This is a genomic window from Vibrio splendidus (genome assembly GCF_002873455.1).
Taxonomy (GTDB): Bacteria; Pseudomonadota; Gammaproteobacteria; order Enterobacterales; family Vibrionaceae; genus Vibrio; species Vibrio splendidus_J.
The window spans coordinates 80,705-101,842 of the sequence record NZ_MCUN01000035.1 but is presented as its reverse complement, the minus strand read 5'-3'; the positions used below and the strand labels follow the sequence as shown (position 1 = coordinate 101,842).

The window sequence follows — 21,138 nt, the reverse complement described above, 5'->3', positions numbered from 1 at the left end:
AGCGATACATGTGGGTCTCGCATTTCATTGAGCATAGTGGCTACGTACATGCTCGGTCTTTGTGTATCAGCTTCCAGGTTCAGCTATTTAGCTATTTAGCTATTTAGCTATTTAACTATTTAACTATTTAACTACTGGCTTATCATCGAGGAGCTATTGAACTTAGAGCCATTTAGTTTTCTTTCAACCTGATGGGTTTGCCAACTTATCCAACTAACTAACTAGACAAACAAAAAAACTCCGAGCTTTCACTCGGAGTTTTTAGTATCTAGCTTCTGTTACTTCAGCGGATTACAGTTCGATTGAAACCGTTTCGCCGTCAACATTGAGCAGTAGCGTGTTGCCTTCAAGCTTGTGAGACACTTCAACTTGCTCGCCTTCGTTCTTATTAGGAACGAGAAGCGTCAGGATGTTGTGCTCTTTCGATGGCTTGAATTCCACTTCAACGTGACGGTGGATCTCAAGATCTTTAAACTCGTATGGGTCAACTTCGCCAAAGCCTTCAACGTTCTTAACTGAAGTGATGTTCTCAGCAGACTCGTTGATGAAGTTTACGTCTAGGTGCGCAACTTCGCCGCGGATAGTGAAAGACTTGTCTGCCACTTCGTTTGCGAAAGTGGTGTGCATTAGCCAAGTCATGTCTTTCTCTTCAGAAAGCGTTGCCTTGTCTTGCATTACGAAGACTTTACCTTGAACGAACCAGACTTTACGCTTGTAAGATTCGATTTCAGGAACGAAGTACTTGTAAGATTCCGTTGCATCACCTTCAACCATCTTCACATCAGATTCTGTGTCGAAGTCAGAGATAGTGCCGCCCGCTTCGATACAGAAGCGATCTTGGTGGTTTTCGTAGCCTGTGTTCTTGTTCTCGCCGTACTGACCTTTACCACCAAACAGTGGAAGGTTTTTAGAGAACGTTTGACGACGCCACTTAGTGTGCATGTCTACACCGAAACCACCGTAGTAGCCGGTTACTGACGCTAGCGTTTCACCAAATGCATGAAGTGTAAATGCGTTTTGGTCACCGTGAGAGTGGCTGATTGAGCCAAACGGAGAACATTTGAATACCATGTGGATATGGTTATCACGCTCAGTCATCTTGTTGTGGAATGCAGCCCAACCCGTGATTGGGAATACCTTCAACAGTGGATCATTCGATGGTGCTTTCTCTTCAGGTGCATCCCATAGGAAGTTAAAACGAAGATCGTCGTAGCCGAAGTCCCACCAACCAAAGTTGTAGAATTTGGTGTGTGCTTCAGTATCACGGCCTTTCAGTTGGTTGTAGTACCAAACGTACTCAGGCTTCTGATTAACACCCGCGTAGTGCTTGATGTTGTAAGCCAGTTTTAAACCTGGGAAATCACCGATTGAAGACTGGTCACAGAAGCTCGCGCGCTTAGAGTGAACCGGCATACAGTAAAGTGGGAAGTCACCTGTGTTTTCATAGAATGTTTTGTTAAACATGTCTACGCCACAGTATGCTTTCAATAGGTCGAATGCTTCGCCTAAGAATGCAGTTTGTGTGTTCCAGTAGTCTGGACCTTCAGCCCAACCGCCGTCTACACCGCCCCATGGTGGGTAGTGTACTGCGTAGTATTCTAGAGCGTAAGCGATGTACTCGCCTGCTTTCGGGTGATCGTGGTAAAGCGCGATACACGTTGGGATGATAGCAGAAGAGATAGAACGAACACCGTGGCTGTTCAGCGGGTTGTTTAATAGATCAACCGTCACTTTCAGGTGGTGCATGATTTCGTCTAGACGCTCAATCAAAGCATCTTGAACTTGCTGACGTTCTTCATCTGTGAAGTAGCCGTGTAGCCAGTCGTAACCCCAAGCCATAGCAGCGATGACACGGAAAGCCGCTTCATCGTTATAGCCACGAGAAGTCACGCCTTCTGGATCGTACGTAGACAGTTTTAGAGTCCAAGCTTTAGCTTTAGCGATTAGCGCTTCATCTTCTTTTACAACACCAGCAATCGCTAGGTTACGTGTCGCGTTCAGTGCCATTTGGCAATCAACGTACATTTGACGCCAATAAGGACGCCATAGAGAAGCTTTACCTACCGTCTCAGCTGGGTACGCTTGAGGCTCTTCAAAAGGAGCAGTCTCAAGGAACTTAACGGTAGAGTTGTTGTAGAAATCATCAAACATGCAGTGAGCTTCATCAGCTTTCACTTTCGCTTTGAATTCTTCTAGCTGATCAGCTTGAACAAGAAGACGCGGACGTGCTTCGCTCAAGGTGTCTAGGAATGATAGGTCGAAGTCACGTGTTTGAACTTCGATAGGGAGTAGGTCTACAAGATTACCTGCTGAAGTATCGTTTTCCAGCTTCATCTTCCTGATTGCATCAAGAGATTTTTGGTCGCTCATTCTAACTCACTTATTTTTCAAGTTGATTGAAAGGAATTGCGATCAATATACGTCTTATTGTAGGACAATTAAATGTATTTCGATTCAATCGTACAATTTTTTACAGTTTTCGTGATTTAGGTCTGATGTTGTAAGCCCGGCGCGTTTACTCACTTAGCAAAACTAAACTAAACAAAGTAAAACAAAAAATGCGACGCCCTTTCGAGTCGTCGCATTCTATTTAAACGTTAGCTAGTTGTTAGCTTTCAGTTACTGCTTTAGCTTGCTTGCCGCCATCATCGACCGCTTTCACAAGTAGAATACCGACACCACCAACTATCACACCACATAAGATGAAGACTAGGCGTCCCCACATTGGGTTAGTCAGAAGAGCCATCAACATAATGCCAACACCCGCTACCGCAATCAATTTACCAAGCATTTGACGTTGTTTGTTATCCAACACTTTTTGCTCTGCTGATTCAGCAACCAATGGTGTCTCTAAGTTGCCAAAGAACTTATCAACATCCGCTTGACGTTCTTTTGATAAAGGCTTGTAGAACATCGTAGATAGTACGAAGAAGCCACCGGTTAATGTGATGTGAGCAATGAGGCCAATCGCAACTTTAACATCAGACCATTCACGCCCTGTTAGAGTATCAAGACCAAACGCCGCTGCTACCATTTCTGCATTGATAACAAAACCAACTACATAAGATACGATGCCACCAACAACTAGCGTACCCCAACCAGCCCAGTCCGGAGTTTTCTTGATGAAGAAACCAAGGAATGCAGGAATCGTCATTGGGAAGCCGATTAACGCACCCACGTACATCATCGTATCAAAGAGGCTCAAACCTTTTAATGAGTTGATGAACTGTGCGATTAGGATAATAGCGAAACCAAAGACTGCTGAAGTAATCTTAGATACGGTTACTAGCTCTTTCTCTGACGCCTGACCTTTACGAACGATTGTTTCGTAGAAGTTCTTAACAAAGATACCTGAGTTACGGTTTAGACCTGAGTCCATTGAAGACATTGTCGCTGCAAACATCGCGGCAACTAATAGACCAACCATACCTGCTGGCATGTACTCTTGTACAAAGTATAGGTAAGCAAAATCACCCGCTTTTTTACCTGCATTCGGGTAAGCCGCTGATAAATCGACACCTTGACCAGCAATGAACCAAGAAGGCATGAACCAGATAAATACACCACAAAGCATAAGTACACATGCTAACAGTGCCGCTTTCTTTGCATTCTTTGAATCTTTAGCTGCTAGGTAACGGTATGAGTTAAGCATGTTGTTCGTGATTGAGAACTGCTTAACGAAGATGAAGAATGCCCAAATCGTAAAGATGCTTAGGTAGTTGATGTTGTTGCCCCAAAGGAACGAACCACCATCTTGCACTGGGAAGTTGTTAACAATCTCACCAACACCACCACCTTGAACAACCGCGACAACCGCACAAGTTACCGTTACCGCCATGATGATAACCATCTGCATGAAGTCAGATGCGATTACCGCCCATGAACCACCTGTTACCGACATCGCCAATACCACTAGGCCAGTCACCCAGATAGTCATGTTCATGTCGAAACCGAAGATACCCGAAGCGATGATTGCTAATGCGTTTAACCACACACCCGCAGATACCACTGAGTTCGGCATTGAAGACCAAGTGAATACTTGCTCGTTTGTTGCGCCAAAACGCATACGAATCGCTTCGATTACCGTAACAACGCGAAGTTGACGGAATTTCGGCGCGAAGTACGCGTAATTCATGAAGTAACCAAAAGCGTTGGCTACGAAGATGACCGCGACTGCAAAACCATCGTTATACGCTTTACCTGCCGCACCGGTGAATGTCCATGCACTAAACTGGGTCATAAAAGCGGTTGCACCAACCATCCACCACAACATATTACCGCCCCCGCGGAAGTAGTCACTGGTGGTACTTGTAAATGTTCTAAACATCCAACCTATCGCAATCAAAAATAGGAAATAAATGCCAACAATAATCGTGTTGAGTTCCATCGTGTGTCCTTTGTCCGTTTTAATTTGTTACGAGGACTATAGGAAATTCGACCTCTTATTTGTAGTACAATAATCTAAATAAGTGATGGTGATCTTATTTTGATTGATTAAGTTAATTATATATATGACATAGGATGGAATATGGCTAATCCATTAAGGAAATTGTTAGAATTTTAGGTAAAAACCCAAAAGATCAAACACTTAAAATAAATTAATCTTTAAAAACAACAACTTAAAATAAAAGTAAGACTTTGCACACTTATTAACGAATACAACCAAACACATATAAACATAAAGACCTCAAAAATAATAGAAGAGAATCCGTGACTAAACCCACATCATTCATCACACAATAAACCAGTGTTTTTTATCGAAATCGAGCGGGTAATATCATTAGAATTCAATTCAAATTTGTGTAGTGCTCTTATCTTTAGATCTAAATACAAATTCACCTCTATTTAGACCATTTCCTGATGAGTTAGAGAAGGAATTTAAGATGCTGTCTCTGAGAGTGATAAAGAGAACGCACAAAGATTAGGGGGGCTTGAGCAACCCGAATAGCTAAAGAAAGATGGAAAAATGATTGAACCAAAACAGTGCAACACGCTTCCTAAAAACAAACAGGTTAGCTCGCTAGCATGTACGTATGTATCTCATTATTTTATAGGGTGCTCTATTATCACGCCAAAATTTTCGCCGCATGAATTAACAGAACGGTGGCCATATGATGGTGAGTTTATACCTAATAAATAAGCCAAAATAAACTGGAGCTGAGTGCATTTATATCCGGTTCAAAAAAAGACCAGAATCACACTATTTTCGACACAATATGGTTAAAACAAGATCGGAGTCTAGTTAGCAAACTTCCGCTTGTGATCGCTCCCCACTTCCAAGCTTTCATTAATTGAAGAATTATTGTCATACAATATTCTATATACATCTAATGAAACGTAAGGACATGTAGCATGCGATCAATGAAAGACATCACTCAAGACGCTATCGACATCGTAAAGCCCTCTATCGAAAAGCTTTTTGAAAGAACCAACAGAAAAGAACTGCATATTGTCGTTATGAACCCCCACCTCAAACCTTGGGAAGCCTCTTTCGAAGACGCCATTCTTTATGAAGAATCTTTAGGGAACCCCGGTAATTGGACTATCAAATTTGATCACCTTGCTCGTAAGAAAGCTCAACAAGCATGGCGAGAATCGACAAGTAATCTAACACTACACTCACAACACCCATCCTCACTACGTGACGAAGACTTATTGTTCTACGGCTCATTTGTTTACGGAAATGTGGTTGTTGCCTGCAGTGGCGTTCAACAATGGTATGACATGCTAATCAGTGGCTGGATAGCGGTGGCTATTGAACAGTTAACAATGCACGAATACCAAACAGAAAAAGCAGAAAACCCTACAAAATCATATCGCTAATAATTAGAAACAAAAGGAACTTACTATGAGTAAATTATTGAAATCCATCATGCTGGCAGCTGGCATACTTGTTTCTGCAACGTCGATTGCAGCAGACTACCCGAGCAAAAACATTCGCTTAGTTGTCCCATTTGGCGCGGGTGGCGGTACAGATGCCGTTGGCCGTACTCTTGCCAATAGCGCCAAAGACATTCTGGGACAAAACATTTCAATCATGAACCGTACAGGTGGTGCTGGCGCCGTTGGTATGAGCTTTGGTGCTCAGCAGCGTGCGGATGGTTACACATTAACAGTAGTAACACGTGAAATTGCTTCACTTCCTCAAATGGGTTTAATGCGTCATACCGCTGATGACTTTAAACTCATTCGTTTAGTTAACTTAGATCCAGCGGTCGTATTGGTTGCAGCAGATAGCCCATACAACACCATTAATGATCTGATTAAAGAAGCCAAAGAAAACCCTGGTAGCGTAAAATTTGCTTCAACCGCTGCGCCAAACTTCTACCTAATGTCTCTTGAAAAAGACCAAGATATTAAACTCAACGCAATCCCTTACAACGGTGCATCTGAAGCAATTCCTGCAGTACTCGGCCACCACACAGACGTAACAATGGTTACACCGGGTGAAGCTATCGCTCAGCTTCGTTCAGGCCAACTAAAAGCATTGGGTGTCATGTCAGAAGAACGTATTCAGTACATTCCTGATGTTCCTACTTTGAAAGAACAAGGTATTGATGTTGTAACAGGTACATGGCGTGGTATTGGCGCTCCAAAAGATACACCTGATGCGGTAATTGAGAAACTAGGCGCTGCATTTGATGAAGCAATGGCAAGTGAGGAGTTCAAATCTTTCATGGCGAAAGGTGCGATGACAATTCACAATCTTGATGATAAAGCATTCACGGCATTCGTTGCAGAAGATACAAAGTCGCTTACTGAATTAATTCAATAATCTTAACTCATAGGCACAACGACAAGTTGTGCCTTTTTATCGGTTTGTATCTTTCCCTTGCTTTACTTTTTAGGGGCAAATTCTATGTCTAACGCCAACTTAAATCGAAATGTCGTTTTCCCTTCCATAATCATCATTCTTAGCGCAATTGCACTCGTGTTGATTACTCAGTTTGATCGCCCTATGTATCAAGATGCTAGTGTCGATGCAAAGTTTTTTCCAATGATGATTGTGATTGCTCAAATTGCTATCTGCATTGTTCTCATCGTTCAACACAAACTTAAAGGCGTATCAGAACAACAAGAAGCGATGGTCAGTAAAATGTCCATCTTCGGCGTTGCTTATCTTATCGGTTACGCATTACTCATCAGTGTCGTTGGTTACCTTTACGCTAGCTTGATTGCATTTATATTTTACCTTGTTTATTTCAAAGTTAAGAAGCCAATTTATTACGTTGTTGCCGTTGTTTTTGTGTTTGCGGTTTACTACTTATTTGGCGAGGTGTTCTACATCGCGCTTCCTGAAGCAATGTGGTCATAGGAGGTCATAATGTTTGAATATCTAATTGATGGTCTCGCGACAGCTGTGAGCTTTGCTGTGCTTCCTGTCCTTGTTTTTGGTGTGCTCGGTGGGGTTATTTTAGGTGCATTGCCAGGCCTAACCGCAACTATGGGTGTTGCGATACTCCTTCCGTTTACCTTTGGCATGGAACCAACTTCCGCCCTTGTGATGTTAATCGGTGTGTACATTGGTGGTATTTACGGTGGTTCGATTGCCGCAATATTGCTTAAAACACCTGGGACACCCGCTTCGGCAGCAAGTGTACTCGACGGTCACACAATGGCTGTTAGAGGACAAGCCGCCAGAGCATTAAGTATTTCTGCTGTGGCTTCATTTATTGGCGGATTATTAAGCACTATCGTTCTTATCGCAATTGCACCCAAATTGGCAACATTCGCACTGCGTTTTAATGCACCAGAATATTTTGCCCTCGCTTTGTTTGGTTTAACTATTATTGCGAGTGTTTCTTCAAACAACATTTTCAAAGGATTATTAGCTGGTACTATTGGGTTGTTGGTTTCTACCGTTGGACTCGATCCAATCAGCAGCGTACCAAGATTCACTTTCGACATTATGGATCTCTACAGCGGAATCAATGTCATCCCCGTTTTAATCGGTTTGTTCGCTCTTTCTGAAGCGTTAAACCAACTAGAAAAGCTGTTCTCTGAAAAGAAAGTCGTTGCGCCGAAATTTGACCACAAACTATTGAGCAAAAGCGATCTAAAAGAAATGCTACCAACTGCCATAAAAAGTGGTTTGATGGGTACAACAATCGGATCTGTACCAGGCGCTGGCGCTGATATTTCTGCATTTGTTTGTTACAACGAAGCAAAGCGTTCGTCTAAAAATCCAGAAGAGTTTGGCAACGGTTCTGTTCGTGGCCTAGCGGCTGCAGAATCAGGAAACAACGGTGTGACGGGCGGATCGTTAGTTCCATTGTTAACACTGGGTGTTCCTGGAGATGCCGTCGCAGCTGTTCTATTAGGCGCACTCATTGTTCAAGGTTTAACGCCGGGGCCTCTGCTGTTTGCCCAAAACCCAGAAGTGGTTTACGGCGTTTTCAGCTCAATGTTAGTCGCTAACCTTGTGATGCTGGTGATTGGTTTATTGGGAATCCGATTCTTTTGCCGCATTATTGAAGTGCCAAAGATCATCATGATCCCAATTATTGTCTTCCTATCGATTGTTGGTGCTTACGCGATTAATAACTCGATGTTTGATATAGGGATTGCGATCGGTTTTGGCTTACTTGGGTTTGTCTTAACTAAACTGGATATACCTTCTTCACCGATTTTGCTTGCGATCATCTTAGGGCCAATGGCAGAAACCAACTTAAGAAAATCACTATTGATGTACGACGGCAGTTGGTCTTTCCTTTATGAGCGCCCTATTGCTCTTGCGTTTATCGTGTTGGCTGTATTCTCTGTTTACTCAACGTTAAAGATGAAGAAAAAGCAGAAACGAAAGCAAACTGAAGAACATCCATAATGAGCCGCTCGTTTGACCTTGTCTCGTCCTAAAATACGTTGACGATTTTTGTAAGCCAGAGACACTAGTCGCTGGCTTTTTTCGTACACAAGAATCAATAATTTTCGTAATCAACAGACAACAAAAAAGGCATGCACTTGGCATACCTTTTTAAGTCGTTTATCCGAACGCGAGACTGCTAATCTCAATGTGAGATAGTTCAGATGAGCTTTAAATCGTTTCTATTATGCTGTTGCCAAACGGTGGTTGGCGTCTTGCAAGTGAACGGCAGAAGCAATTCTAGCCTTATCACAATCACCGGCCATAATAGCTTCATAGATTTTACGGTGTTCATTGATACACGTACTTCCCTCTTCAGAAGAGTGCACAATGAAGTTGATGAACATCGTCGTCAGAATGTTACCAAATGGCAGGTAAAAATCGTTGCCTGTCGCATTGAAGATTAAGCTGTGGAAACGAGTATCAATGTCTGTCCAACGCTCTTGGTCAAACACTTCAGCATCATCCACCTCTACCATCTTTTGGAAGATCTCTGAAAGCTCGATACGTTGCTCAGCGGTCGCAAATTTTGCCGCCAGTGCACATGCTTCAGGTTCAATCGCACGGCGAAGGCCTAAGAACTGTGAACAGAACTGGTCTACGTCGGTTAGGCCGTCCATCCATTCAATCAGTTGAGGATCAAGAAAGTTCCAGTATGCGCGGTCTACTACACGAGTACCGATTTTCGGGCGGGACTCTAATAGACCTTTAGAGGTCAATAGTTTAACTGCTTCACGAAGTGCCGTTCGGCTGATACCAAACTGTTCACACAACGCCATTTCACCAGGAATAATAGAACCTTGCGGCAGATCACCAGACAAAATTCCACGAGCGATTTCGCGTGCTACTTGCACGTGCAGGCTACGCTTCGAGCCCGAAATTGAATTAAAAGTGCTAGCCATAAGTTCGCTCTTATTTATTTGTTATGTTTATGTATTATTTAAGGAGCACTATAACAGTATTTCAACCTACAGCCAATTGAGTAAAATCAAAGTGGATAGCACCCTATTAATTTATTTAACTAATCAAATACTTAGAAAGTATCGAATTTCACTTAGCTAGAAACACTATGTTACACCACTCATTAAACCCTCGCCGAAGCGTGTGGGTTCTGTCATTCTCGTTTTCTAGTCTCGCTTCTAATAACATCACTCAATTGAATTAAAATAAGGGAGCCGGAAAACCAACCTCACGTGTAAATGCACTATTACCGCTGCGTTGATATATCTGATTTTCCATCAACAATAGAATGACGATACAAAGATTGCTCTGACAATTTGATTGCAGGATTCCCTCAAAATGATCGTGAGAAGTTAATCCAAACACGCTAACTTTACTTTTGCTTACATGTCAGTTGAAGGTTTCGCAGTATACGCTGAAGTGTGGAAGAGGTTTTTGAGCCACCTTGAAAAAACAACCAAAAAACGGTTAATTATTCACTACGCAAGTTAACGTAGTTCAAATTAAATCAATAGGTTCAAGTCGTCTACATACAGTCATCTACATACTTTAGATTTAGACGCAAGCTCTGTAGATCTAAAGCTAATTCAATACCATCAGAACCGCACTTCGTTGACCACCGTCCCTACCCCTTCAATCGTGACACTCACTTGATCTTTATCGGACAGAGCATAGGTTCTTCCTGGCGTCCCCATGAAAATAAGATCGCCCGGTTTGAGCGTAAAATAGTGGCTCAAATAGCTAATGACTTTTCTAGGTTTGTGAATCATAAACGACGTGTTCTCTTGTTGAACCACCTTGCCATTTACACGCGTGGTTAATTGCACGTTGTTATAATCGATACCACGAACAATCGTATTACCTATCGGGCCAAAGCCGTCTGAAGCTTTCGCTCGTAGCCATTGTAAATCCGTGCCTTGCCAACTTCTCTCTGTAATATCGTTGCCCACCGTCACGCCAAAGATCGCTTGTTCTGCTTCCTCTTCACTGGCTTGACTGAGCTCTTTCCCAATAACAACCACCAGCTCACCTTCAAAATGGACATTCCTCGCTTCAGGTGGCACTTGAATCGCTTCGTCTGTGAGAATCAAAGAAGAAGGAAGTTTAAGAAACATCGGCGGTGGTGCATCGCCAGGTGAAGCTAAGTGGCTAACGAAGTTCATCCCAACGGCGAATACCTTCTCTGGTTGTGTCGGCAGCAACACCTCAACCGACTCTAACGGTATCGAAGTTTCCACTACCGAATGTTCGCTAAAGATATCGCCGCTGATCGGCAACACTGCGCCTTTATCTAACTTTCCATAACTAATCTTGTCTTGATATTGATAACGCACGAACTCCTCAGTTTCAACGCTGCTATCAGACTCGTCATTTGCTAAAACAGCGTTAGCAAAAACAAAGGTAGAACAAGACACTGCAAGTATTGATACCAAACCTTTCATTAACTTCATGGTTCACTCCCTAACCGTTTATTCCTATCAGTTACTGTAGTCTAAACACAGGCGAACATTAGCTATTTCCCTTCGCTTGGGTTAACTCTTTGTTCCTTATCCTTTCTAGCAAGCCGTTCTATTCTGTTTCCTACACACATAAAAAACCGAGCAACTCGCAGTGAGTTACTCGGTTTGACTTATTCCCGATGTTTCAGTCGTTGTTGGTATCAACGAACGATTTTTCAATCACGACTGAATTCAATGTGATACTTCGTTCCCGCAAAGCACCACATCAATACATGCCATCGTTAAACGACATGTATGTTAATCATTTACAGTTGAGCAAATGATCCTTCCCACGAGTATGTCTCACCCGCGAACTCAACAGTGTGAGTTGCTTGCTGCGTGTCTTCAGCTTGGTTTGAAATACCGTAGTGGTAAGTGTTGCCAGATGTCGTTTGAATGCGCACAACAGTCCCGACACTGTTATGGCCTACAACAGACACTGATTTAACCAGACCACGAGCGCCTACAGAGGCTTCGATAGACTCGTTAAAGTAACCATGCGTTTCTAGTACAGAAGCAAACACGTGGTTTTGACCAGACTGACGTAAGATGAACGCAGGTTCACTCTTAAGGTTGAAGTCTGGATCGTTAGCACCAGTGCGAGCAAAAATCACTTCGCTGCCCGCATTCGCGCTGGTTACTAGGCTGTAGTAGCTGCTGTCATGTAGCCAGCTAACTAAAGAACCTTCTTCGTTCACTTTGCCTGAAGCCACGTTCCACAGATGTTGGTAACCGTTATCTTCACCTAATGGCTTAAGCGTTTTTTCCATGTTGTAATCAAAGTCAGTACGGATGATTTGGCCAGAGTGGTGAACGGGCAGGTCGTACTGGTGCTCAGCGTCAGCTTCAATGCGGTATACATCGATCACTAGTGGCTTCTCGAACTCAGGAAGTTCAGCAAGAATCACGCTGCGTTGCATGTCTATGCCTGTGTAGTACTCAGAAATGGTTCCGCTCATGCCCTGTAGAGACTGGTCGTCTGCTACGAAGAAGTGCTTCTGACCAAACTTAGACTCAGCCAATGCTGTGTTGAAGTTGTTCTGCGTTTTCTGATCAACCGTTACTGTGTTGTGAGCAACCGTCTGCTTACAGTAAGACTTGTTCTCTGGGATGTAACGACCGCCAAACTTAGGCTCAACGTTTACCCAGCGACCAAAGCCGTAATCGTGCAACACTTCGTGGCCACGGTTGAATACGCTTAGGTGCAGTCCATCGTAGTGACCGTGGTCTAGTGCAGAGTGGTACTGGTGATCGCTGCCGTGTTGACCAAACCAGATCAACGCCATCGTGTCGTCGTCTTGTTCGTCACGGTGACGAAGGATGCTTACGCCGCCTTTTTCGCCTTCAGGGCCGTCGGTTACAAACAGGCTACCCCAGTTAAATGCTTTGATGTCGTCTGCTGCATCAACAGCGTCAGACAATGTTTTACCTGAAGCGTGAACCCAAACGTTTTGTTGGTGGTTAGCCATACCAAGCAGAGTTTCAGTCTGCTCGTAACGGTGGTAACACACAGACGTTGCCATGATAACGCCTTCATCGTTGATAGAGATTGTCTTCGATGAATCGTTCAGAGCTGGCAATGTGCCGTCTGGGAATGCCGTTTTGAATACAGAGTAAGACGTTGTCTTGATCACTGAATCGTTGAATTCATAGATACCCACTTCAGGCTGACGACGTTCAATCGCTTCTGCGAACAGGTAGATTGGACGTAGAGAGAAACGGTGGTAGTAAGGACCTTCCATGTAGTAGCCGTCTGGCGAAAACAGTTGGTCAAGTTGCGCTAAGAAACCGCCGCTTACTTTGTCTAGTTTCAGGCCGTAAAGCGCTTTGTCTACAGACTCTTGGTCGTTGATCGCGTAACCACAGATACCTACCGCTGCCACTGCCCATAAGCCGTGGTTGTGTACGATATCGAAGTCGTGTGCGTAAGTCACAACGAACATCTCGATCATTTGCTTAAGAAGATCGTCTTCGATCAGACGCTTTTGCTCTTCAGAGATAGTGTGGTAGATGCAGCTGTACGCACAAGAAGCGTAAAGCATCCACATGTTCTCGTTCAACGTTTGGTGGAACAGCTTACCCGGAGGGTTAGAGTCACGGCTTACGTTGCTTTCAAGTGTTGGGTACACCGTCGCGTACGCTGTTAGCATATCAACGATGTAATCACGGTACTTTGTTTCCTCAGTGATAAGGAACAAACGGCCCGCTAGATCCATGTGAATGTAGTTTTGCTTATGACGGTTATGTTCGTAACCGCCGCCTTCACCGTGACCTGGTACTTCAATGCCAACTTCAGCCATGTAAGCGTCAGTTTGTTTAATATCGCGAGTCAGTGCGTTACCTAAAAGGCTATCCTTGCCAAGTTCTTTACGAAGCTCTGCTGCTTCTTCAAAGTTAAGTAAAAGTGGTTGATAGCTCATTATTATTTCCCCTGCTCTGCTGTGCTTGCTAATTCTGGGTTTAAAATTGTTTCTACTGAGTAGAAGCCCGTCCAGCTGTATACTTTGCCGTTCAGTTCTACTTTGTGTTCAGTGTTGTCAGTCGCGCCAAGTTGGTTGCTGATCATCACTGTCACGTTTGATTTCTCTGTCGTAATCTCTACTACTGAACCGACATTCGTGTGAGCCACTACATTAATGTTTTCCACAACACCACGAGCGTTTACTGATTGCTCGAATTCTTCGTTAAAGTAACCGTGTGTTTCTAGAACAGAAGCAAACAATGTTGTTTCGCCTTTGCTGCGTAGAATGAATGCAGGCTCAGAACGTAGGTTGAAGCTTGGATCGTTAGCACCAGTGCGAGTGAAGATGATTTCTCCGTTCTCGTTTGAACTTGTACCCAACCAAGTGTAGTACGTGTTGTTTTGTAACCAGCTAACTAACGCAGTGCCATTCACTTCACCACTTGCTACATTCCATAGGTGTTGGTAACCGAAGTCACTACCTAGTGTATTTAGCTCTTTGTTTGCTTGGTATTCGAAGTTAGTGCGAACAATTTGACCTTGATATTGATGAGAGTAGTCGAATTGGTGATCGCCTTCGCCGCCTTTTGTAGAACCTAAACGGTACAAGTCTAGCAATAGCGGAGACTCAAACTCTTCAAGATCTAGCATGAACACGCTGCGTTGCATGTCAAAACCTTCGTAGTGATCGTTAGCAAATGCGCTCATGCCAGTGATTTTCTCGTCTTCAACTTTGAAGAAGTGAGGTAAACCGTGTACCGCGTCTGCACGTTCAACGTCAAAGTTGTTCTGACATTTTTCATCAATCGTGACGGCATTGTGAGCAATCGTTTGACGAGCGTAAGATTTGTTTTCGTCTAGGTAACGGCCGCCGAATTTTGGCTCAACGTTAACCCAACGACAGAAGCCGTATTCACGTAGCACTTCTTGACCACGGTTGAAAAAAGAAATACCCAATGTATCAAAGTTGCCGTGACCCATGCCGTGTTGACCGTAGTTCATCACTAGCTGAGAAACGTCGCCTTTCTTATCCTGCATACGGATAAAGCCTTGTGCGCCGTTGTGACCTTGAGGGCCTTCGCTCAATTCAACACTTGGCCAGAAAGGCATGCCGATTTCTTTCTCTGCAGAAGCGGCTTCGTAGGCTTTAGATAGCTCAAGACCACATGGATGCATCCATACTGCGTCTTGAATCTTAGCCATACCAAGAATGTTTTGATCTACGCCGTTTTCAGAAGAGTAATGCTTGCTGTAAACACTGACGGCAACCTGAACACCCATGTCTGTGATACCCATAGTACGAGAAGCATCATTCAGAGCCGGGAACTCACCGTTCGGATAAGCCGTCGCCAGCATTGCTTGTACTGTGTTACCAATCACGCCGCCTTTGTAGTTGTAGATATCTACTTCAGGCATGTGACGGTGAATCACTTCAGCGAAGACACACGTTGGGCGAATCGCATAACGGTGGTAGTAAGGGCCTTCCATATAGTAGCCAGAAGGTGCAAACAGTTGAGAAACTTGCGCTAAGAAACCGCCAGTGTCATTACGGTCGATGCCGTACACTGACATTTCAAGGTACTCACGCTTGCCTAAAGCAAGACCACAGATACCCACAGCGGCTACTGCCCAAATACCGTGGTTGTGAATACGGTCGAAGTCATGTGCGTATTTAACGGTGAACATTTCTAACATTGGTTCGAAAATGCGAGACTCAATGTTGTCACGTTGTTCTTGTGTCAGTGTTGAAGCAACACAAGAGTAAGCTAAGCTTGAGAACATTAACCAGCAGTGTTCGTTCAGGATTTGGTGGAACAAACGACCTGTAGGGTTGGTGTTTTTCTGTACGTGGTAATCAAACGTTAGATATTTGTCTGCATACTCTTCTAGTAATTCTGTAACAAAGTCAGCGTACTTTTGCTCTTTCGTGATCAAGAACATGCGACCAGCTAAGTTCATGTACGTGTAATTTTGCTTGTGGCGGTTATGTTCGTAACCCCCAGCTTCACCGTGACCTGGGACATCAATAGGTAAACGCATGAATGCTTCTAGGTCTTTCGCGTTCGCTGCAATGGTTTTGCCCATTAAGCTTGAACGGCCCACTTCAAGATGAAGCTGCTCTATTTCAGCTTCAGTCAACAATACTGGTTTAGTCGTCATATTCTTTGTCACCCTCAATAAAGAGTTTATCTGCTTAAACTTTGATTAAATTTTCAAACTCCACATAAAGTAATACAATAAGAGCTTTAATTATACCTCTACGTCGCCAAATGATGAGTAGAGTCACATAATTTACCGTAAGCCATTGATGTAATTAACTAATGCTAGATACCGAGCATTCCTTAAGTTGTTGATTTGTTTACGCTATATAAAGTATCGCTTGATCAATATCACACAAATTTAGATATATTGTATTACAATTGGGCTCATTCATTTATGATGAATGTAAGTTAAGTAACACTTAAAAAGATTTAAACAGATTAGGAGATACACAATGAACTCTTTCTTTATCCTAGATGAAAACCCATGGGAAGAACTTGGTGGCGGCATTAAACGTAAAATCGTTGCTTACACTGACGATCTAATGGCAGTACACCTATGTTTTGATAAGGGCGCGATTGGCCACCCTCATACTCACGAAATTCACGACCAAATCGGTTACGTAGTTCGTGGCAGCTTCGAAGCTGAGATTGAAGGCGAAAAGAAAGTCCTTAAAGAAGGCGATGCTTACTTCGCTCGTAAACACATGATGCACGGTGCGGTTGCACTAGAGCAAGACAGCATCCTTCTTGATATCTTCAACCCTGCGCGTGAAGACTTCCTAAAATAATGAATAGCGCAACCTCAGTTGCTAAGGTAAGCATATGAAATCATTAAACATCGCGGTCATTGGCGAGTGCATGGTTGAGCTACAAAAAAAACAAGACGGGCTTAAGCAAAGTTTTGGTGGCGACACACTGAATACAGCACTTTACTTGTCACGCTTAACAAAAGAACATGGCATCCAAACAAGCTATGTAACAGCACTGGGCACTGACCCATTCAGTGCTGACATGTTAGAAAAGTGGCAAGCTGAAGGTATCGATACAAGCTTAGTTGCTCAGCTCGATTACAAACAACCAGGGCTTTATTACATCGAGACCGATGAAACTGGTGAGCGTAGCTTCCACTACTGGCGTAGTGATGCTGCAGCGAAGTTCATGTTTGATCAGGAAGACACGCCAGCTCTACTTGATAAGCTGTTCTCTTTTGATGCGGTTTACCTAAGTGGCATTACGCTTGCTATCTTGACAGAAAATGGTCGCACACAGCTGTTTAACTTCTTAGACAAATTTAAAGCTCAAGGCGGTCAAGTATTCTTCGACAATAACTACCGTCCTAAACTTTGGGAAAGCCAACAAGAAGCAATTTCGTGGTACTTGAAAATGCTTAAGTACACCGACACGGCTCTACTAACGTTTGATGATGAACAAGAGTTATACGGCGACGAAAGCATTGAACAATGTATTGCGCGTACGTCTGAGTCTGGTGTGAAAGAGATCGTGATCAAACGTGGCGCGAAAGACTGCTTAGTCGTCGAAAGCCAAAGTGCTCAATACGTAGCTCCAAACCCAGTTGACAACATCGTAGATACTACGGCTGCTGGCGACTCGTTCAGTGCAGGCTTCTTAGCCAAGCGTTTGAGCGGCGGTAGTGCTCGTGATGCTGCATTTGCAGGTCATATTGTGGCAGGAACCGTGATTCAGCATCCAGGTGCTATCATTCCTGTAGAAGCGACGCCTGATCTGTCTCTATAATTACGCACTTTAACTATTAATCAAGGGTTTGCTTAGTTGAAAGCAGGCCCACATTTAACGTGAGAAAGAATTCATGACGACATTAAATGAACAACTAGCAAACCTAAAAGTAATTCCTGTAATCGCTATCAACCGTGCTGAAGACGCTATCCCTCTAGGTAAAGCGTTGGTTGAAAACGGCATGCCATGTGCAGAAATCACACTACGTACAGAATGTGCAATCGAAGCGATTCGCATCATGCGTAAAGAATTCCCAGACATGCTAATCGGTTCAGGTACTGTACTGACCAACGATCAAGTTGACGCATCTATCGAAGCGGGTGTTGATTTCATCGTAAGCCCAGGTTTTAACCCACGTACTGTTCAGTACTGTATCGACAAAGGTGTTGCGATCGTACCGGGTGTTAACAACCCAAGCTTAGTTGAGCAAGCAATGGAAATGGGCCTTCGCACGTTGAAGTTCTTCCCAGCAGAGCCTTCTGGCGGTACTGGTATGCTTAAAGCACTAACAGCAGTTTACCCTGTTAAATTCATGCCTACTGGCGGCGTAAGCTTGAAGAATGTTGATGAATACCTATCGATCCCTTCTGTTCTTGCGTGTGGCGGTACTTGGATGGTTCCAACTAACCTTATCGATGAAGGTAAGTGGGACGAGCTAGGCAAGCTTGTTCGTGACGCAGTTGACCACGTTAACGCTTAATCTGTTTTAGATTTGTGATAAAGCCTCACTTCGGTGGGGCTTTTTGTTATCTGAGGTTTCCACTGTTTGAAGGTTTTTGATGTTTAAAATTATTTGATATCTAAAACCTGGTTTCCTAGGGTTGTTGCTTGAGAAACGCGCCCCTCAAGCGAGTTAACACTTCGACAATACATTCCCATGCATTAGGCAACCCACCAGCTTCGTGCGCGATGGTTTTGTGCGCTATAGTTTCGTGCAAACGTGAACGAACTGAACTAGAACGATTTACACGACCTTGCAAACACTCTAAACGTCCACTTAGGTTATCTGACTCTATTCGATTCATATCAGGTATCGAGCCCTGTATCGATGCCTGCCCCTTATTAGTTCGTACGCATAGCATAAGCGCGCTGATCTCTTTCATATATTTAAAAGCCACTATTAAGCAGTACAGCGTCTGCGGTTCTTGGATATGGGTACAGTTATCGCTATGGTTACCACTAACACCTACTCCAGTTATGGTCGGTAGACAAACCAAGAATCTAAGCACTAGAGCAACACACCCATTTAGCGGCTAAATCGTGTAGATAAATAATGCTGATCGATAATAAGCAATCAAGGACGTAAAATAGGAAATAGCGACACGAAAACAATAAGCTACACTTAAATTTCAAAAACGATACATTGTAAATGAGTGTTGGGGTTTAACGTGAATTACATCGCACAACCACACTCAGTTGTAGCACACTTGTTACGGTCATCACTAAAATCTTATAGATTCTTACTTTTATAAGCGCACCGCTTATATTGTAATACATATGAACGTTTGAAAGGTTATTTAGCCTTGACCTGAAATAAATTCAACACCCCATTGAGCCCAATAAAAACAATGACTTAAATTAAAAAATTACAATACACCAAAAATCAATGCGACCTAGATCATACTAAAGACATATTGTAGTACAAATAAACCTTTGAACGCGTTAATCTAAGCACAGTTAATTATGATATTTAAAAGGCTGAAAAGATGACTATCGATACTTTTGTTGTTCTCGCCTACTTCTTCTTTTTGATCGCAATTGGTTGGATGTTCCGTAAATTCACTACCTCTACCAGCGATTATTTCAGAGGGGGCGGCAAAATGTTGTGGTGGATGGTTGGTGCAACTGCCTTCATGACACAGTTTTCAGCATGGACGTTTACAGGTGCCGCAGGACGCGCGTTCAATGACGGTTTCGTTATTGTAATCCTATTCTTGGCCAATGCTTTTGGCTACTTCATGAACTATATGTACTTCGCACCAAAGTTCCGCCAACTTCGCGTGGTAACGGCGATCGAAGCTATTCGTCAGCGCTTTGGTAAAACGTCTGAACAGTTCTTCACATGGGCAGGTATGCCTGACAGCCTTATCTCAGCAGGTATCTGGCTGAACGGTCTCGCTATCTTTGTAGCAGCGGTATTCAATATTCCAATGGAAGCAACCATTGTGGTAACGGGTATGGTTCTAGTCTTGATGGCAGTAACGGGCGGCTCTTGGGCGGTTGTTGCTTCTGACTTCATGCAAATGCTTGTTATCATGGCGGTAACCATTACTTGTGCGGTTGCAGCTTACTTCCACGGTGGCGGCTTAACTAACATCGTTGCTAACTTCGACGGCGACTTCATGTTAGGTAACAACCTAAACTACATGAGCATCTTCGTTCTTTGGGTTGTGTTCATCTTCGTGAAGCAGTTCGGTGTAATGAACAACAGCATCAATGCTTACCGTTACCTATGTGCAAAAGACAGTGAAAACGCACGCAAAGCGGCAGGCTTAGCATGTATCCTTATGGTTGTTGGCCCACTAATCTGGTTCCTACCACCTTGGTACGTAAGTGCATTCATGCCTGACTTCGCAGCTCAATATGCGTCAATGGGCGACAAAGCAGGTGATGCGGCTTACCTAGCATTCGTACAGAACGTAATGCCAGCAGGTATGGTTGGTCTTCTTATGTCAGCAATGTTCGCTGCAACAATGTCTTCTATGGATTCAGGTTTGAACCGTAACGCTGGCATCTTTGTAATGAACTTCTACAGCCCGATTCTTCGTCAAAACGCGACTCAGAAAGAGCTGGTTATTGTAAGTAAGTTAACCACTATTATGATGGGTATCATCATCATCGCGATTGGCCTATTTATTAACTCTCTACGTCATTTGAGCTTGTTCGATATCGTAATGAACGTGGGCGCATTAATTGGCTTCCCAATGCTTATCCCTGTACTACTCGGTATGTGGATTCGTAAGACGCCTGACTGGTCTGGTTGGTCTACGCTAATCGTTGGTGGCTTCGTTTCTTACATCTTCGGTATCTCGCTTCAAGCAGAAGACATCGAGCACCTATTCGGTATGGAAACAGCGCTTACTGGCCGTGAATGGAGCGACTTGAAAGTAGGTCTTAGCCTAGCCGCTCACGTCGTGTTCACTGGTGGTTACTTCATCATGACTTCTCGCTTCTACAAAGGCCTATCGCCTGAACGTGAGAAAGAAGTTGACCAACTATTCACTAACTGGAACACGCCGCTAGTCGCGGAAGGTGAAGAGCAACAAAACCTAGATACTAAACAGCGTTCAATGCTTGGTAAGCTTATCAGCACAGCAGGTTTCGGTATCCTAGCAATGGCTCTGATTCCAAATGAACCAACAGGACGCTTGTTGTTCCTACTATGTGGTTCAATGGTACTAACCGTTGGTATCCTACTGGTTAACGCATCTAAAGCTCCGGCTAAGATGAACAACGAGTCAGTTGCTAAATAGCTAAACAGCTAAACAGCTAAATAGGCAGCTAACAAGTTAAACCAATAATGAAGCCCATGTTATTCGATAACATGGGCTTTTTGTT

15 protein-coding genes are annotated in these 21,138 nt (G+C 43.6%); 8 read left to right on the top strand and 7 right to left on the bottom strand.

Annotation, left to right across the window (positions count from 1 at the left end; all coding sequences use genetic code 11):
* Positions 1–291: 291 nt before the first annotated feature.
* Positions 292–2,370 (bottom strand): DUF4962 domain-containing protein, encoded by a 2,079-nt coding sequence (locus tag BCU75_RS19075; protein WP_054547408.1) that lies wholly within the window; start codon positions 2,368–2,370, stop codon positions 292–294.
* A 238-nt stretch (positions 2,371–2,608) separates the two neighbouring features.
* On the bottom strand, positions 2,609–4,387 hold the full coding sequence (locus BCU75_RS19070) for a sodium:solute symporter family transporter (RefSeq protein ID WP_076678837.1): 1,779 nt from the start codon (positions 4,385–4,387) through the stop codon (positions 2,609–2,611).
* A gap of 965 nt (positions 4,388–5,352) precedes the next feature.
* On the opposite strand from BCU75_RS19070, the gene BCU75_RS19065 reads away from it, so the two are divergent.
* The 4 genes from BCU75_RS19065 to BCU75_RS19050 all read left to right on the top strand — a co-directional run bounded on the left by BCU75_RS19065 (position 5,353) and on the right by BCU75_RS19050 (position 8,824).
* Positions 5,353–5,823, top strand: coding sequence for a hypothetical protein (locus tag BCU75_RS19065; RefSeq protein WP_076678838.1), 471 nt, complete (start codon positions 5,353–5,355; stop codon positions 5,821–5,823).
* A 25-nt stretch (positions 5,824–5,848) separates the two neighbouring features.
* Complete coding sequence (locus BCU75_RS19060; protein WP_102464147.1) at positions 5,849–6,775, top strand: tripartite tricarboxylate transporter substrate binding protein; 927 nt, start codon at positions 5,849–5,851, stop codon at positions 6,773–6,775.
* A gap of 84 nt (positions 6,776–6,859) precedes the next feature.
* Positions 6,860–7,315 (top strand): tripartite tricarboxylate transporter TctB family protein, encoded by a 456-nt coding sequence (locus BCU75_RS19055; protein ID WP_017076743.1) that lies wholly within the window; start codon positions 6,860–6,862, stop codon positions 7,313–7,315.
* Positions 7,316–7,324: 9 nt separating this feature from the next.
* Positions 7,325–8,824: a tripartite tricarboxylate transporter permease gene (locus tag BCU75_RS19050; RefSeq protein ID WP_102474756.1), complete on the top strand. Its 1,500-nt coding sequence runs from the start codon at positions 7,325–7,327 to the stop codon at positions 8,822–8,824.
* A 224-nt stretch (positions 8,825–9,048) separates the two neighbouring features.
* Here the strand turns inward: BCU75_RS19050 and BCU75_RS19045 are convergent, their stop codons facing one another.
* From BCU75_RS19045 to BCU75_RS19030, 4 genes are all read right to left on the bottom strand, one after another.
* Positions 9,049–9,765 carry a FadR/GntR family transcriptional regulator gene (locus BCU75_RS19045; protein ID WP_102474755.1) on the bottom strand — a complete coding sequence of 239 codons (717 nt, stop codon included), beginning with the start codon at positions 9,763–9,765 and terminating at the stop codon, positions 9,049–9,051.
* Positions 9,766–10,419: 654 nt separating this feature from the next.
* Positions 10,420–11,274, bottom strand: a complete 855-nt coding sequence (locus BCU75_RS19040) for a fumarylacetoacetate hydrolase family protein (RefSeq protein WP_102474754.1) — start codon at positions 11,272–11,274, stop codon at positions 10,420–10,422.
* Between the two features lie 314 nt (positions 11,275–11,588).
* A complete protein-coding gene (locus tag BCU75_RS19035) occupies positions 11,589–13,742 on the bottom strand; it encodes a heparinase II/III domain-containing protein (RefSeq protein WP_102474753.1) in 2,154 nt (717 codons plus the stop codon).
* 2 nt (positions 13,743–13,744) lie between these two features.
* Positions 13,745–15,943 (bottom strand): heparinase II/III domain-containing protein, encoded by a 2,199-nt coding sequence (locus tag BCU75_RS19030; protein ID WP_102474752.1) that lies wholly within the window; start codon positions 15,941–15,943, stop codon positions 13,745–13,747.
* A gap of 334 nt (positions 15,944–16,277) precedes the next feature.
* Between BCU75_RS19030 and BCU75_RS19025 the strand changes: the two genes are divergently transcribed.
* The 3 genes from BCU75_RS19025 (at position 16,278) to BCU75_RS19015 (ending at position 18,280) form a co-directional block, all read left to right on the top strand.
* Positions 16,278–16,613 (top strand): cupin domain-containing protein, encoded by a 336-nt coding sequence (locus tag BCU75_RS19025; protein WP_009846518.1) that lies wholly within the window; start codon positions 16,278–16,280, stop codon positions 16,611–16,613.
* A gap of 34 nt (positions 16,614–16,647) precedes the next feature.
* Positions 16,648–17,580, top strand: a complete 933-nt coding sequence (locus BCU75_RS19020) for a sugar kinase (protein WP_076678845.1) — start codon at positions 16,648–16,650, stop codon at positions 17,578–17,580.
* A gap of 73 nt (positions 17,581–17,653) precedes the next feature.
* Complete coding sequence (locus BCU75_RS19015) at positions 17,654–18,280, top strand: bifunctional 4-hydroxy-2-oxoglutarate aldolase/2-dehydro-3-deoxy-phosphogluconate aldolase (protein ID WP_102474751.1); 627 nt, start codon at positions 17,654–17,656, stop codon at positions 18,278–18,280.
* A 115-nt stretch (positions 18,281–18,395) separates the two neighbouring features.
* Here the strand turns inward: BCU75_RS19015 and BCU75_RS24225 are convergent, their stop codons facing one another.
* Positions 18,396–18,605, bottom strand: coding sequence for a hypothetical protein (locus tag BCU75_RS24225; RefSeq protein WP_102517000.1), 210 nt, complete (start codon positions 18,603–18,605; stop codon positions 18,396–18,398).
* A 681-nt stretch (positions 18,606–19,286) separates the two neighbouring features.
* Between BCU75_RS24225 and BCU75_RS19010 the strand changes: the two genes are divergently transcribed.
* Complete coding sequence (locus BCU75_RS19010; RefSeq protein WP_076678847.1) at positions 19,287–21,053, top strand: sodium:solute symporter family transporter; 1,767 nt, start codon at positions 19,287–19,289, stop codon at positions 21,051–21,053.
* The last annotated feature ends 85 nt before the right edge of the window (positions 21,054–21,138 follow it).

What these genes read in the sequence shown, in the direction of transcription:
- BCU75_RS19075 (WP_054547408.1), bottom strand. Translation starts at nt 2,370, where the DNA reads ATGAGCGACCAAAAATCTCTTGATGCAATCAGGAAGATGAAGCTGGAA.
- BCU75_RS19070 (WP_076678837.1), bottom strand. Translation starts at nt 4,387, where the DNA reads ATGGAACTCAACACGATTATTGTTGGCATTTATTTCCTATTTTTGATT.
- BCU75_RS19065 (WP_076678838.1), top strand. Translation starts at nt 5,353, where the DNA reads ATGCGATCAATGAAAGACATCACTCAAGACGCTATCGACATCGTAAAG.
- BCU75_RS19060 (WP_102464147.1), top strand. Translation starts at nt 5,849, where the DNA reads ATGAGTAAATTATTGAAATCCATCATGCTGGCAGCTGGCATACTTGTT.
- BCU75_RS19055 (WP_017076743.1), top strand. Translation starts at nt 6,860, where the DNA reads ATGTCTAACGCCAACTTAAATCGAAATGTCGTTTTCCCTTCCATAATC.
- BCU75_RS19050 (WP_102474756.1), top strand. Translation starts at nt 7,325, where the DNA reads ATGTTTGAATATCTAATTGATGGTCTCGCGACAGCTGTGAGCTTTGCT.
- BCU75_RS19045 (WP_102474755.1), bottom strand. Translation starts at nt 9,765, where the DNA reads ATGGCTAGCACTTTTAATTCAATTTCGGGCTCGAAGCGTAGCCTGCAC.
- BCU75_RS19040 (WP_102474754.1), bottom strand. Translation starts at nt 11,274, where the DNA reads ATGAAGTTAATGAAAGGTTTGGTATCAATACTTGCAGTGTCTTGTTCT.
- BCU75_RS19035 (WP_102474753.1), bottom strand. Translation starts at nt 13,742, where the DNA reads ATGAGCTATCAACCACTTTTACTTAACTTTGAAGAAGCAGCAGAGCTT.
- BCU75_RS19030 (WP_102474752.1), bottom strand. Translation starts at nt 15,943, where the DNA reads ATGACGACTAAACCAGTATTGTTGACTGAAGCTGAAATAGAGCAGCTT.
- BCU75_RS19025 (WP_009846518.1), top strand. Translation starts at nt 16,278, where the DNA reads ATGAACTCTTTCTTTATCCTAGATGAAAACCCATGGGAAGAACTTGGT.
- BCU75_RS19020 (WP_076678845.1), top strand. Translation starts at nt 16,648, where the DNA reads ATGAAATCATTAAACATCGCGGTCATTGGCGAGTGCATGGTTGAGCTA.
- BCU75_RS19015 (WP_102474751.1), top strand. Translation starts at nt 17,654, where the DNA reads ATGACGACATTAAATGAACAACTAGCAAACCTAAAAGTAATTCCTGTA.
- BCU75_RS24225 (WP_102517000.1), bottom strand. Translation starts at nt 18,605, where the DNA reads ATGAATCGAATAGAGTCAGATAACCTAAGTGGACGTTTAGAGTGTTTG.
- BCU75_RS19010 (WP_076678847.1), top strand. Translation starts at nt 19,287, where the DNA reads ATGACTATCGATACTTTTGTTGTTCTCGCCTACTTCTTCTTTTTGATC.